12 protein-coding genes are annotated in these 12,647 nt (G+C 65.2%); 7 read left to right on the top strand and 5 right to left on the bottom strand.

The window, feature by feature from the left end; all coding sequences use genetic code 11:
- Positions 1-102: 102 nt before the first annotated feature.
- Complete coding sequence (locus JT720_RS00135) at positions 103-1,245, bottom strand: acyl-CoA dehydrogenase family protein (RefSeq protein WP_205478356.1); 1,143 nt, start codon at positions 1,243-1,245, stop codon at positions 103-105.
- A gap of 58 nt (positions 1,246-1,303) precedes the next feature.
- Between JT720_RS00135 and JT720_RS00130 the strand changes: the two genes are divergently transcribed.
- Entirely contained in the window at positions 1,304-1,711 is a 408-nt protein-coding gene (locus tag JT720_RS00130) for a hypothetical protein (protein WP_205478354.1), read from the top strand.
- On the opposite strand, the gene JT720_RS00125 is transcribed toward JT720_RS00130, so the two are convergent.
- The 3 genes from JT720_RS00125 to JT720_RS00115 are packed head-to-tail and all read right to left on the bottom strand — an operon-like array spanning position 1,675 to position 4,169.
- Positions 1,675-2,268, bottom strand: coding sequence for a hypothetical protein (locus JT720_RS00125; RefSeq protein WP_205478352.1), 594 nt, complete (start codon positions 2,266-2,268; stop codon positions 1,675-1,677). The two genes, JT720_RS00130 and JT720_RS00125, sit on opposite strands and share 37 nt — an antisense overlap.
- Positions 2,261-2,650 carry a RidA family protein gene (locus tag JT720_RS00120; protein WP_336511909.1) on the bottom strand — a complete coding sequence of 130 codons (390 nt, stop codon included), beginning with the start codon at positions 2,648-2,650 and terminating at the stop codon, positions 2,261-2,263. The genes JT720_RS00125 and JT720_RS00120 overlap by 8 nt, the downstream gene beginning before the upstream one ends.
- A gap of 19 nt (positions 2,651-2,669) precedes the next feature.
- Positions 2,670-4,169, bottom strand: coding sequence for a CoA-acylating methylmalonate-semialdehyde dehydrogenase (locus JT720_RS00115; protein ID WP_205478348.1), 1,500 nt, complete (start codon positions 4,167-4,169; stop codon positions 2,670-2,672).
- A gap of 182 nt (positions 4,170-4,351) precedes the next feature.
- Between JT720_RS00115 and JT720_RS00110 the strand changes: the two genes are divergently transcribed.
- The 4 genes from JT720_RS00110 to JT720_RS00095 all read left to right on the top strand — a co-directional run bounded on the left by JT720_RS00110 (position 4,352) and on the right by JT720_RS00095 (position 9,717).
- Positions 4,352-5,740, top strand: a complete 1,389-nt coding sequence (locus tag JT720_RS00110; RefSeq protein WP_205478346.1) for a M28 family peptidase — start codon at positions 4,352-4,354, stop codon at positions 5,738-5,740.
- An 86-nt stretch (positions 5,741-5,826) separates the two neighbouring features.
- The gene (locus JT720_RS00105) at positions 5,827-6,753 is read left to right on the top strand and encodes a DMT family transporter (RefSeq protein WP_336511908.1); all 927 of its coding nucleotides are present in this window, start codon (positions 5,827-5,829) and stop codon (positions 6,751-6,753) included.
- Between the two features lie 76 nt (positions 6,754-6,829).
- Positions 6,830-9,100: a ribonuclease R gene (gene rnr / locus JT720_RS00100; RefSeq protein ID WP_205478344.1), complete on the top strand. Its 2,271-nt coding sequence runs from the start codon at positions 6,830-6,832 to the stop codon at positions 9,098-9,100.
- 14 nt (positions 9,101-9,114) lie between these two features.
- On the top strand, positions 9,115-9,717 hold the full coding sequence (locus JT720_RS00095; protein ID WP_205478338.1) for an NADPH-dependent FMN reductase: 603 nt from the start codon (positions 9,115-9,117) through the stop codon (positions 9,715-9,717).
- Here JT720_RS00095 and dcd read toward each other — a convergent pair.
- Complete coding sequence (dcd, locus tag JT720_RS00090) at positions 9,714-10,268, bottom strand: dCTP deaminase (protein WP_205478336.1); 555 nt, start codon at positions 10,266-10,268, stop codon at positions 9,714-9,716. The genes JT720_RS00095 and dcd overlap by 4 nt on opposite strands.
- 188 nt (positions 10,269-10,456) lie before the next feature.
- Between dcd and JT720_RS00085 the strand changes: the two genes are divergently transcribed.
- Together JT720_RS00085 and JT720_RS00080 are read left to right on the top strand one after the other, a co-directional pair.
- Complete coding sequence (locus JT720_RS00085) at positions 10,457-11,971, top strand: replicative DNA helicase (RefSeq protein WP_205478335.1); 1,515 nt, start codon at positions 10,457-10,459, stop codon at positions 11,969-11,971.
- A 233-nt stretch (positions 11,972-12,204) separates the two neighbouring features.
- The gene (locus tag JT720_RS00080) at positions 12,205-12,606 is read left to right on the top strand and encodes a UrcA family protein (protein WP_205478334.1); all 402 of its coding nucleotides are present in this window, start codon (positions 12,205-12,207) and stop codon (positions 12,604-12,606) included.
- Positions 12,607-12,647 lie beyond the last annotated feature (41 nt).

The raw sequence follows: 12,647 nt of genomic DNA, 5'->3' as shown, positions 1-12,647 counted from the left end.
CATCACTCCCGCGCAGGTGGGGGGGCAACTCCGAACCGCCTTGCGAGATCATCAGGTTGGGAGATGGATCCCCGCCTTTGCGGGAATGACGGCGAAAGTGGATCATTGCCTCAGCATCTCGCGAGCGGTGATGACGCGCATGATCTGGTTGGTGCCTTCCAGGATCGAGTGGACGCGGAGGTCGCGCCAGAAACGCTCGATCGGATAGTCTTGCAGGTAGCCGTAGCCTCCGTGCAGCTGCAGCGCGCGGTCGACCACCGAGGAGCCAGTATCCGTTGCGAGGCGCTTGGCCATGGCCGCGAACTTGGTCTTGTCGGGCGCGTTGGCGGTGACTTTGGCAGCGGCGACGTAGAGCAGCCAGCGGGCGGCCTGCAGTTCCGTCTCCATATCGGCGAGAGTGAATTGCGTGTTCTGGAAGTCGGCGAGCTGCTGCCCGAACTGGCTGCGTGTTTTGGTGTAGCCGATCGCCTCGTCCAAGCAGCGCTGCGCACCGCCGAGCGAGCAGGCGCCGATGTTGAGGCGGCCGCCATCCAGGCCCATCATCGCGATGCGGAAGCCTTCGCCCTCCGCGCCGACGCGGTTTGCCACGGGCACGCGGACCTCGTCGAAGTTGACCTGGGCCGTAGGTTGCGAATGCCAGCCCAGCTTCTTCTCCTGCGCGCCAAAGCTGACGCCGGGCATGTCTTTCTCGATCACCAGCGCGGTGATGCCTTTTGGGCCCTCGGCACCGGTGCGGACCATCGTGACATAGATGTCGTTCTCGCCGCCGCCGGAGATGAACGCCTTGGAGCCGCTGACTACATAATGGTCGCCGTCCAGAACCGCCTTGGTCTTGAGAGCTGCGGCGTCTGATCCGCTCGACGGTTCGGTGAGGCAATAGCTGCCCATTCGCTCCATCGGGATCATAGACGGAAGATACTTCTGCTTGACGGAGTCCGACCCGAACCGGTCAATCATCCACGCCGCCATGTTGTGGATCGAGATGAACGCGCTGGTGGAGGGGCAGCCGTAGGCCATGGCTTCCATGATCAGTGCGGCCTCGAGCCGGCCGAGCCCAATGCCGCCGCTTTCCTCCGACACGTAGATGGCGCCAAAGCCGAGCTCCGCCGCTTTGCGGATCGTGTCCTTGGGGAAGATGTGCTTCTCGTCCCACTCGCCCGCGTTGGGCGTGATTTCGGCAGCGGTAAACTGCCGCGCCATCTCCTGAATCTGGAGTTGGTCGTCGGTAAGCTCGAATTGATGCATGAGCGCGCGTTAGCGAGACTGCGTCCGGGTTTCCAGTGACTATGATAGGGGAGGCGCAATGGCGACACGCGGAACAGCTCAGGACGATAAAGCTCGGCTGATCTTCGTCTACAACGCCGACAGCGGGATGATGAGAGCCGCGCTCGACGCCTTGCACAAGCTCGTCTCGCCGGAGACCTATGAGTGCTCCTTATGCGCGATCACCCACGGCGCCGTGTCCATGCGGGCCGAGTGGAAGGTCTATATCCGTCGGCTGCCTTACCGACCGGAGTTCCTGCATCGGGACGAGTTTCGAGAGCAGTTCCCGGATGTATCCAATGCGCTGCCTGCAATCCTGCTCAAGCGACCTGCGGAGGCGCCGCGCGTGCTCGTCGGCCCTGAACAGATGAGCCGCAAGCAGGAGGTCAGGGACCTGATCCTGATGCTGGATCATGCGCTCGAGCGAGAGACGGGACAGCGCGTGTAGGTGAGGTCGACCGGACCCTGCTCACTTGCCGATTCCGTCCGGCGAAGCTGTTCGCCGCTCCTTTGCAGCGTGATCGTCCGCTGCCAGCTCATGCCCTCGCCGGTGAAATCGAATACCCCCGTGAAGCCGTTCGCGGACGAGGGCTGCCGTTCACGCAAGGTGCCGACGGATTCATAGAAGCGAAGGGTTCGCCCGTCGATGACCAGCAGTCCCTTGGCGTCGCCGCGAGTCGAGGTACAGTCCGCCGCGACCAAGCCCCAGCGACCCTGGTACGTTCGCGGAATGGCCAGGTCCGCGACCGCGGGAGGCGGCGCCACGGCATTCCCGGGTAACGTTTCGACCGTGTTGCCGACGGCGATTTCTGCCGGCAGCGTCTCGGGCGTGATCTGTTCGGCCCCGGGCTGGACCGGATTACCGGCTTGCTGCGATGTGCGTGCAGTGCCGCCGGGAGCCGCCTCGGCGCCGGCTTCACGCGCTTCGGTGCGATCGGTCGTTGGACGGCAGCCAGCGACCACGAGGAGACCCACTGCGCACAGGGCTGCGAAAGCTTTATTCATGATGCACCAACGCTTCTGCCTCGATCTCGACCCGCCATTCGTCGCGAAGGAGCGCGTTCACGACTACCATGGTGGCAGCCGGACGAACCACGCGAAAAACCTCCCCGTGAACCGCGCCGATGGCATTCGCGTCCCGCGGGTCGGTGATGAACATGCGGGTGCGCACCACGTGCTCGGCCGAGCCGCCGAGATCCTCGACGGCTCGCAGGATGATGTCGAAGCATCGCCGTGCCTGCACGGCCGCGTCGCCGGGCGTGGAAGAGCCATCATCCTCGACCGGCGCCGTGCCCGACACGATGATGCGATCGCCGACGCGGACAGCACGCGAGAAGCCGTAGAGTGTCTCATACGGAGAGGAGCCAGAGGTTCGCTGCTTATTCACCTCGAACTCCCTAACCGCATCAACCCATCGTTGGGATGATGAAGGCGTTAGCTGCGTCTCCCACGCCGCCATCCGGCCAGCGCTGGGTCACGACCTTGGTCTTGGTCCAGAACCTCAGCCCCTCCTGCCCATACTGACCGATGTCGCCGAAACCGGAGCGCTTCCAGCCGCCGAAGCTGTGGTAGCTGACCGGCACGGGGATCGGCACGTTGACGCCTACCATCCCGACATTGACGCGGCTGACGAACTCGCGCGCGGCGTGTCCGTTGCGGGTGAAGATGGCGACACCGTTTCCATAATCGTGATCGCTGGGCAGGCGGACCGCTTCCTCAAATTCGCGGGCGCGGACCATCTGCAGCACCGGGCCGAAGATTTCCTCCTGGTAAGAGCGGAACGTCGGCTTCACGTGATCAAAGAAGGTCGGGCCGATAAAGAAGCCTTCCTCATTGCCCTGCAGCGTGAAGCCGCGGCCATCCACCACCAACTCGCCGCCTTCGTCGACGCACATCTGGATGTAGCCCTCGACCCGCTCCTTGTGGGCCTTGGTGACCACCGGGCCATAATGAGCGTCGGGGTCGGTCGACACGCCGACGCGGAGTGCCTCGATGGCAGGGATGAGCTTCTCGCGCAGTCGATCCGCGGTTTCGTCGCCAACCGGCACAACGACCGGCAGCGCCATGCAACGCTCGCCGGCCGAGCCGAAGGCGGCTCCGGTCAAGTCGGTGACGACCTGGTCGAGGTCGGCGTCGGGCATGACGATGCCGTGGTTCTTGGCCCCGCCGAACGCCTGCACGCGCTTCCCGTTCGCGGTGCCGCGCGAGTAAATGTACTGGGCGATGTCGGACGAGCCCACGAAGCTGATGGCGGCGATGTCGCGGTGGTCGAGGATGGCGTCGACCATTTCCTTGTCGCCATGCACGACGTTGAGGATGCCGTCGGGCAGACCGGCTTCCTGCATCAGTTCGGCCAGCCGCACCGGAACGGTTGGATCGCGCTCGGACGGCTTGAGGATGAAGGCGTTGCCGCAGGCGATGGCCATGCCGAACATCCACATCGGGATCATCGCGGGGAAGTTGAACGGCGTGATGCCCGCGCCGATGCCGAGCGGCTGGCGCATGGAATAGACGTCGATACCCGGACCGGCGCCCTGTGTGTACTCGCCCTTCAGCGCTTGCGGAATGCCGCAGGTATATTCAATGACCTCTAGGCCGCGCTGGATGTCGCCTTTGGCGTCCGCGATGACCTTGCCGTGTTCGCTCGACAGGGTCCGCGCAAGGTCGTCCATGTTCTGCTCGATCAATTCCTTGAAGCGGAACATGACCCTCGCCCGGCGCTGCGGATTGGTGGCGGCCCAGGCGGGCTGTGCGGCCTTGGCGGCGTCAACCGCGCGCTGGAGGTCGGCAGAGGTGCCGAGGCAGACGGTGGCCTGCACCTGTCCTTCGCTCGGATTGAAGATGTCGCCCTGCCGCTCTCCGCTCGCAAAGCTGCTGCCGCCGATGAAATGGTCGATCTGACGCATGGTGATGGTCCCGCTTGAGTCTGTCGCGGAGCGCTCTAGCCAGCGAAGGCTGGGAATGCCAGTTGATCGGGCCTCGTCAAGAACATGTTTCGACAGGGCAACGTAAGCGCTTTTCATCGCGGTAACTACTTGCGCTCACCCGGAGCTTGTCGAAGGGTGCTCTCAAACAGCTCGGAGTAACCATGCGTCACCTCCTTCTTGCCTCCGCCATGCTCCTCCCGACCACTGCGGCGGCCCAGCAATCGCCAAAGCCGGAGGTCCTGCTGAACCAGGTTGTTTCCGAAGTCAGCCAGCAGCGAATCCATCGTGATATCGAAAAGCTGGTCAGCTTCGGCACCCGCCATACTTTGTCGTCGCAGACTGATCCCAAGCGGGGTATCGGGGCCTCGGTGCGCTGGGCCGACGCGGAGATGAAAAGGCTTGGCCTCACGACCCTTCAGATCTGCGATACCGTGACGGGTCGGCGAGTCCCTACTCCGACCAAGGTCTGCAATGCGGTGGCGATTCAGCGCGGGACGGAGCGGTTGAACGATGTGGTGATCATCACCGGGCACATCGACTCACGCGTGACGGACGTCATGGATTTCACCAAGGACGCACCGGGAGCGAACGACGATGGATCCGGCACGGCGGCGGTGCTGGAGGCGGCGCGGGTGCTGAGCAAGCGCAAGTTCCCCGGGACCATCGTCTACGCAGCGCTGAGCGGGGAGGAGCAGGGGCTGCTCGGCGGGAAGATCCTGGCGGACTATGCCAAGGCGCAGGGCTGGAACGTCGTCGCCAACCTCAACAACGACATCATTGGAAACAGCTGCGGATCGGACGGGGTGTGCAACGACAGGCAAGTGCGCGTCTTTTCCGAAGGGCCGCGCTGGCAAGGGCGAGAGGAACTGGCGGCGCAGCAGCGCAGTCTTGGCGGCGAGAACGATGCGCCCTCCCGCAACCTGTCGCGGTTTCTCGACTCTCTTGCCGAACGGCTGCCCGCGATTGGGCTCGACGTCATGCAGGTGTGGCGCAATGACCGCTTCGGACGTGGCGGTGATCACACAGAGTTCCTCAACGCCGGCTACCCGGCGGTCCGCTTCTCGGTCGCTGTGGAAAATTACAACCACCAGCACCAGGATCTTCGGACCGAGAACGGAGTCGAGTACGGCGACACCATAGACAAGATGGACTTTCCCTACCTGACCAAGGTCGTGAAGCTGAACGTCTCCGCCCTGGCCGCCCTGGCGAGCGCTCCACCGCCGCCAGAGCCGACGGTTGAGGGAGCGGTGAGTACGAATACTATGGTTAGCTGGCTTCCGGCGGAGGGTGCCAAAACCGTGGTGGTTCGGTGGCGACGAACCGATAGCAACCAGTGGCAGCACGCGATGTCTGGTGAAGGCGGATGCACGAGAGGCAATGACGGAATCTGCCGCGGCTTCGTAAGCCTGCGCGGTATCCGCGTCGATGACTGGGTGTTCGGCGTCTCTTCAGTTAGCGCGAACGGCTTCGAGAGCCCCGTCGCCTCGGCCGTGCCTGGCGGTGCGTTCAAGCCTTACATCGCGCCACCGCCTGCGCCGGCTCAGCGATAAGCGTCACCCCGGCCTTGAGCGGGGCCTGCCTTCTTCAACGATGATGCAAGGAAAGGCGGACGCCGGGTCAAGCCCGGCATGACGAAGTGAAAGCAAGGAGCCACGACACCGACCGCCCGGCCGAGCAACGCCCGCGGCTCGCCATCGGCCTGCGCCTGCTCACGGCCGTCCTGCTTGCCCTGATGTTTGCGGGTGTGAAGCTTGCTGCCGAGCAGGGCGTGCATGTGATCGAAAGCTTGTTCTACCGACAGATCGGCTCGGCGCTCTGCGCGCTCGGGCTGGTTGCCGTGGGCCCCGGCTTCCCCTCGTTGCGCACGCGGCGCGTGGGGGCGCATGTCGGGCGGATGGCCCTGGGCGTCACCGCCATGGGGCTAAACTTCGTGGCCGTGGCCCTCCTTCCGCTGGCTGAGGCGACGGCGATTGGTTTCACGGTCCCGATCTTCTCCACGGTGCTGGCCGCGCTCGTGCTGGGTGAGCCGACGGGCAAGTGGAGATGGGGCGCCGTTGCGGCCGGGTTCGTCGGCGTGCTGCTCATTGTACAGCCAGGCTCGGGCGAAGTGCCTCTGGTGGGCGCGGCGGTCGCGATCGTGGCCGCCCTCCTGACCGCGTCGGTAACGATCGTCATCCGCCGTCTCGGTGCGACGGAGCGTGCGTCCACCACGGTCTTCTGGTTCGCGGTCAGTTCGCTGGTGCCGCTCGGCCTGCTCATGGTTCACTTCGGCCAGGCGCACGATGCCGGCACGTGGGCGGTCCTCGCCGGCATGGCGCTGGCTGGCGGCCTGGCACAGCTGACGCTGACGGGCGCGCTACGCCTGGCGCCGGTCGCACTTGTCATGCCGATGGATTACACTAGCCTGCTGTGGGCCACCCTGCTCGGTCTGTGGCTGTTTGCGGAATGGCCGACGCCATGGGTGTGGATCGGGGCGCCCGTGATTATTCTTAGCGGGCTGGTCATCGTTTGGCGGGAGCATCGTCTGGCCAGAAATTTGAACAAAGCCGCTCAAGCTGAGTAGGGGCTGCAAGCCCCGTGTCGAAGCACCTTTCGATATGCCGCTTCGCGGCTACTCAGGGTGAGCGCTAAGGAACGAGATGCCGAAGAAGGTTGTCACTCCCGGACTGCCCACCCGCCAGCAAATCCTCGAGTTCATCCAGAACTCGGGCCAGCCCGCCGGCAAGCGCGAGATCGCGCGGGCATTCGGATTGTCCGGCCACGAGAAGATTCTCCTTAAGGCGCTGCTCAAGGACATGGCCGACGAGGGGCTGATCGACTCGTCGCCCGGCCGCGCCTTCCACAAGGCGGGTGGGGTGCCTAAGGTCACGGTGCTGCGGGTAGTCGCAGTCGAGGACGGACCTGTCGCAGTGCCCGACAACTGGCAGGGGGAAGGCCCGCCGCCCAAGCTGCGGGTCATCGAGAAGGGCCGCCGCTCCGCGCTGGGGCTGAACGACCGGATCCTCGCTCGCACCGAAGAGCGCGGCCAGGGCCTTGTCGCGCACCTCATGAAAAAGCTGCAGCGCTCGGCCGACCTCATCCTGGGGGTTGTGCACCAGGAAGGCGAGGGGGGGCGCTACTGGCTCCGCCCGGTGGACAAGAAGGAGCGGCGGGAACTGCCGATCAGTGAGCTCGGTGACGCGCAGGTCGGCGACCTCGTTCTTTGCGATCCGTCCGGCCGGCCCCCGCGGGTGTCGGCCCGGGTGGACGCGATCCTCGGCGACCCGTTCGCTCCTCGCAGCTTCAGCCTGATCGCAATCCACAAGCACGGACTTCCGCACGAATTCGGCCAGGAGACGATCGAGGAAGCGGGTCGGGTCTCAAACCAGAAGCTCGGCGAGGACCGGGAGGACCTGCGCCACCTGCCGATTGTCGCGATCGATCCAGCCGACGCGCGGGACCACGATGACGCCATCTGGGCCGAGCCAAGGGAGGACGGCGGCTGGAACGCCATCGTCGCGATCGCGGACGTCAGCTTCTACGTTCGGCCCGGGAGCAAGCTCGACCGGGAGGCCCGTCGGCGAGGGAACAGCGTCTACTTCCCGGACAGGGTCGTGCCGATGCTGCCGCACGAGCTGTCGTCCGACATCTGCTCGCTCAAGGAAGGGGAGGACCGCGCTGCCCTGGCATGCCATCTGCAGGTGGCGCCGGATGGGTCGCTGAAGAGCTGGCGATTCAGCCGGGCCGTGATTCGGGTTGCGGCGAACATCGCCTATGAGGACGCCCAGGCGGCCATCGACGCCAGCAAGGAGGACCGGACGGAAGTTGCCTCCTCGCCCTGTTCCATGCCGGAGATCGAAGGAGCTGTCTCCCAGGAGTTGGTGACCACCGCTCTCAAGCCCCTATGGGCTTGCTGGTCGGCGCTGCTGGCTGCCCGCAATCGCCGCGAGCCGCTGGAGCTCGATCTCCCAGAGCGCCAGGTCGTTCTCGACGAAAAGGGCCGCATCGCCTCGGTGGCTCTCCGCGAGCGGCTCGACGCGCACCGCCTCGTCGAAGACTTCATGATCGCGGCCAACGTGGCGGCGGCGAAAGCGCTCGAGCACAAGAAAGCGCCTGTCATGTATCGCGTCCACGAGGCGCCGGGCCGGGAGAAGCTGGTAGCGCTCAAGGATTATCTTGCGACCTTCGATATGGAGTTCGCACTCGGGCAGGTGATCAAGCCGGCCACGTTCAACCGGATCATCGACCGGGTGGGGGACAGCGATGCGCGCCCCGAAATCATGGAGCAGCTGCTTCGGACGCAGACGCAGGCGCGCTACTCGCCCGAACCCCTCGGACACTTCGGTCTGGCGCTCGGCAGCTATGCGCACTTCACGTCGCCGATCCGCCGCTATGCCGACCTGCTCGTCCACCGTGCGTTGGTGAGCAGCTATCGGTTGGGCGATGGTGGGCTACCACCCGAGGATGCGGAGCGCTTCACCGAGATCGGCGAAGGCATCTCCATGCTCGAACGGCGGGCGATGGAGGCGGAGCGGGAAACCATCGACCGCTACGTGGCGGCCTATCTGGCGGACCATGTCGGCGAGCTGGTCGACTGCCGGATCACGGGCGTCCAGCCGTTCGGCTTCTTCGCGACGGTCGAGAGTCTTGGCGGCGACGGACTGGTTCTAGCGAAGGAGCTTGGCAACGAATATTTCCGCTACGACGAAGCTTCACGATCGCTCGTCGGAGAGGATACGGAGGAGACCTACCGGGTCGGTCAGCGCCTGAAGCTCCGCCTCGCCGAGGCAAACCCGGTCAGCGGAGGGCTTCGGTTCGAGTTGCCAGAGGGCAGCTACGCGACGCCGCCGCGACGCGACCGGATGCGGCGGCCGCCCACTGGAAAGCGTGGCCGACCCGCCAACATCCGCCACCAAGGCCGGCGGCGCTGAGAGGAGAAGCGAGCATGTCGAGGAACCGCATCGCGATCATCGTGGGCTCCATCCGTGAGGGATCGCTGAACCGGAAAGTCGCGCGGGCCATCTGCGGATCGGTCCCGGAGAGCTTGAGCTGCCACATCGTCGAGATTGCCGACCTGCCGCTTTACGACCCCGACCTCGACAACGACCCGCAGCCGGAGCCGTGGGTGCGATTCCGTCGCGAGATCGCGGATGCGGACGGGGTTCTGTTCGTGACCCCCGAATACAACCGGTCGATCCCTGGTGCCCTCAAGAACGCCATCGATGTGGGCTCGCGACCGTACGGTCAGAGCGTGTTCGCCAAAAAGCCGGCGGCAATCGTGACCGCTTCGCCGGGTGCACTCGGCGGGTTCGGGTGCAACCACCATCTGCGGCAGTGTTGCGTGTTTCTCGACATGCCCACCATGCAGCAGCCCGAGGCTTATCTGGGCCACGTTTCCGACGAGAAGTTCAAGGAGGACGGCTCGGTTAGCGACGAGGGATTGTCGAAGCTGCTCGTCAGCCTCGGGCAGGCGTTTGCGGGCTGGGTGGACCTTATCCGTGCAGGGCGGGCGGCGCTTGCACCCGACCCCAGCGGAAGCGGCCGCTAGAGCCGCGGCAGAGTGACGCCGCGCTGACCCATATATTTGCCCGCGCGGTCGGCGTAGCTGATCTCGCACGGCTCGTTCCCTTGCAGGAACAGGAACTGGCAGGCACCTTCGTTGGCGTAGATCTTCGCCGGGAGCGGCGTGGTGTTCGAGAACTCCAGCGTGACGTGACCCTCCCACCCGGGCTCGAGCGGGGTGACGTTCACGATGATTCCGCAGCGCGCGTAGGTGGACTTGCCGAGGCAAATGACAAGAACGTCGCGAGGAATGCGGAAATATTCGACGGTGCGGGCGAGGGCGAAGCTGTTGGGGGGGATGATGCAGGTGTCAACTTTGCGATCAACGAAACTGTTGGATGCGAAGTCCTTGGGGTCCACGGTCGCAGAGTCGACGTTGGTGAAGATCTTGAATTCGTCCGATACCCGCGCGTCGTAGCCGTAGCTCGACAGCCCGTAGCTGATGCACCCATCCCGGCGCTGCGCCTCCACGAACGGTTCGATCATGCCGTGGTTGAGCGCGTGTTCACGAATCCAGCGGTCGGAGAGGATACTCATGGCTGGCTGGCGTAGCCTGACGAACGGCTGTCGAGCAAAGGCCTGGCGATCTTTTCTGTGGATGATGACGGAGCCGGAAAAAGGACGATTGCTGCGGGCGGGCTACGCCATCCGCCCACATAGTTGTCCACAGCCGTGGCGGATGTAACACATGGTAAGCGGCGAGGCTTGAGCGTAGACGCTTCTTCATGGCTGAAATCCTCCGACATCCGGGCGCCGCCGAAGCGCCGGAGAGCCCGACTCTCCCGCAGAACATCGAGGCGGAAGCGGCCCTGCTGGGCGCGCTGATGCTCGACAACCGGCTGGTCGAGGACGTGCAGCTCAAGCTCCGGTCGGATCACTTCTTCGAGCCGCTGCACGGACGAATTTACGACGCCATCCTGCGGATGACCGACCGCAACATGGTCGCGAACCCGGTGACTCTCCGCCCGCTGTTCGACGCGGATGAGGCCATGAAGGAGGTGGGCGGCCCGTCTTACCTCGCGCAGCTGACGGGCTCCGGCGCCGCGATCATCGGTGCGCGCGACTTCGCCCAGCAGATCTATGACCTGGCGCTGCTGCGGTCGCTGGTCAGCGTGGGCCGGGAGATGGTCGAAAGCGCGCTCGACACGTCCGAGGACGTGCTTCCGCTGGAGCAGATCGAGCGGGCCGAGACCGAGCTGTACAAGGTCGCCGAGCAGGGCGGCGGCGAGGGCAAGGTGAAGGCGTTCGCCGAGGCGACGCGGCTGGCGCTGGAAACGGCGGAGAAGGCGCTGAACTCCGGCGGCCACCTCAGCGGCATCACGACGGGCCTCGACAGCGTGAACGCCAAGATCGGCGGCATGCACAAGTCCGACCTGATGATACTCGCCGGCCGTCCGGGCATGGGCAAGACCTCGCTTGCGACCAACATCGCCTTCTCGGCCGCCCAGCGCTACCTGCGCGACATCGAGGACGGGATCGAGCCGGCGAAGTCGGCCGGCGCGGCGACGGCCTTCTTCAGCCTGGAAATGAGCGCCGACCAGCTGGCCACCCGTGTGCTGGCGGAACAGTCGGGGATCAGTTCCGAGAACCTGCGCATGGGCAAGATCAGCCAGCAGGAGTTCCGCAACCTGGCGCGGGCCGCGGCCGAGCTGCAGGCGTTGCCGCTCTATATCGACGATACGCCCGGCCTAACCATCGCCGGCCTTCGGGCCCGCGCGCGGCGTTTGAAGCGGCAGAAGGGCATCGGCTTCATCGTCATCGACTACCTGCAGCTGCTGCAGGGCAGCGGCAAGGGCAGCAACGACAATCGCGTGCAGGAGATTTCCGAGATCAGCCGCGGCCTCAAGCAGCTGGCCAAGGAGCTGGACTGCCCGGTGCTTGCGCTGTCCCAGCTCAGCCGCGCCGTCGAGCAAAGGGAGGACAAGCGTCCACAGCTCAGCGACCTGCGCGAATCGGGCTCGATCGAGCAGGACGCCGACATGGTCTGGTTCGTCTTCCGCGAAGATTATTACGTCATGGCCAAGGAGCCCAAGCGCCCGGTTGAAGGCGACGACACCAAGGTCTGGGAAGCGCACGAGATGTGGCAGCGCGACGTGGAGCGCGTCTACGGACTTGCGGAGCTGATTGTCGCCAAGCAGCGCCACGGCGCGACCGGGAAGGTCAGGCTGAAGTTCGATGCGCGCGTGACCAAGTTCAGCGACCTGGCCGACGAGAACTACCTGCCGGAGATGCACGGCTAGTCCGACCCGGGGCGGGGCAGCGGGCCGGCCGAGGCATCCGCCCTCCGCCGGCCCGCCTTGCGGCGGAGTCGCTGCCGTCGTTCATCCATTCGCCGACGCACGAAGCGCTTCGTCGAAGCACCCCGCACTTCATCCCCGAAGACCATATCGGGCCGTCGAACCGTGAGTGCCAACGCAATCCGACAAGGGCATCTCGTCCTGGCTCGCATGCAAGCGAGTGGAGGATGAACACCATGGCTACCATCAAGCTTGCACCCCTGTGCGCAGCAGTCGCGATCACTGCCTCGGGTGTGTTCCTGATCGCATCGCCAAGCGCCGCCGCGGATCGGCCGGTGGTCATTGAAGGATCTCCGCCGGAAGGCGCGATCGTCCAGCGGGTCACCTACGGCGACCTGAACCTTGCTTCCCGCGACGGTGAGAAGCTTCTCTACCGGCGGGTCGGACGGGCGGTCGGTCAGGTCTGCAACAAGGCCAACCCCGGCGCTCCCTACACGGACCTGTGGACGTGTCGCGGGATGTCCTGGGAATCCGCACGCCCGCAGATTGCAACGGCCCTCGACCGGGCGCGCGCAATGGCGGCCCGTGGAGAGTCGCCCGTGATCGCCGGCGCCGTGCTCGTCGCCGTCAAGAACTGACCGCGTTCCCTTCTGCTCCCGACCTGCCGGGAGCACTTTTC

Origin of the sequence: Sphingomonas arenae (assembly GCF_016924655.1) — a bacterium.
Taxonomy (GTDB): domain Bacteria; phylum Pseudomonadota; class Alphaproteobacteria; order Sphingomonadales; family Sphingomonadaceae; genus Sphingomicrobium; species Sphingomicrobium arenae.
Note: the sequence above shows the minus strand (reverse complement) of the source record. Positions and strands in the feature narration are given on the sequence as shown.

What these genes read in the sequence shown, in the direction of transcription:
- JT720_RS00085 (WP_205478335.1), top strand. Translation starts at nt 10,457, where the DNA reads ATGGCTGAAATCCTCCGACATCCGGGCGCCGCCGAAGCGCCGGAGAGC.
- JT720_RS00080 (WP_205478334.1), top strand. Translation starts at nt 12,205, where the DNA reads ATGGCTACCATCAAGCTTGCACCCCTGTGCGCAGCAGTCGCGATCACT.
- JT720_RS00115 (WP_205478348.1), bottom strand. Translation starts at nt 4,169, where the DNA reads ATGCGTCAGATCGACCATTTCATCGGCGGCAGCAGCTTTGCGAGCGGA.
- JT720_RS00125 (WP_205478352.1), bottom strand. Translation starts at nt 2,268, where the DNA reads ATGAATAAAGCTTTCGCAGCCCTGTGCGCAGTGGGTCTCCTCGTGGTC.
- JT720_RS00130 (WP_205478354.1), top strand. Translation starts at nt 1,304, where the DNA reads ATGGCGACACGCGGAACAGCTCAGGACGATAAAGCTCGGCTGATCTTC.
- JT720_RS00135 (WP_205478356.1), bottom strand. Translation starts at nt 1,245, where the DNA reads ATGCATCAATTCGAGCTTACCGACGACCAACTCCAGATTCAGGAGATG.
- dcd (WP_205478336.1), bottom strand. Translation starts at nt 10,268, where the DNA reads ATGAGTATCCTCTCCGACCGCTGGATTCGTGAACACGCGCTCAACCAC.
- rnr (WP_205478344.1), top strand. Translation starts at nt 6,830, where the DNA reads ATGCCGAAGAAGGTTGTCACTCCCGGACTGCCCACCCGCCAGCAAATC.
- JT720_RS00110 (WP_205478346.1), top strand. Translation starts at nt 4,352, where the DNA reads ATGCGTCACCTCCTTCTTGCCTCCGCCATGCTCCTCCCGACCACTGCG.
- JT720_RS00095 (WP_205478338.1), top strand. Translation starts at nt 9,115, where the DNA reads ATGTCGAGGAACCGCATCGCGATCATCGTGGGCTCCATCCGTGAGGGA.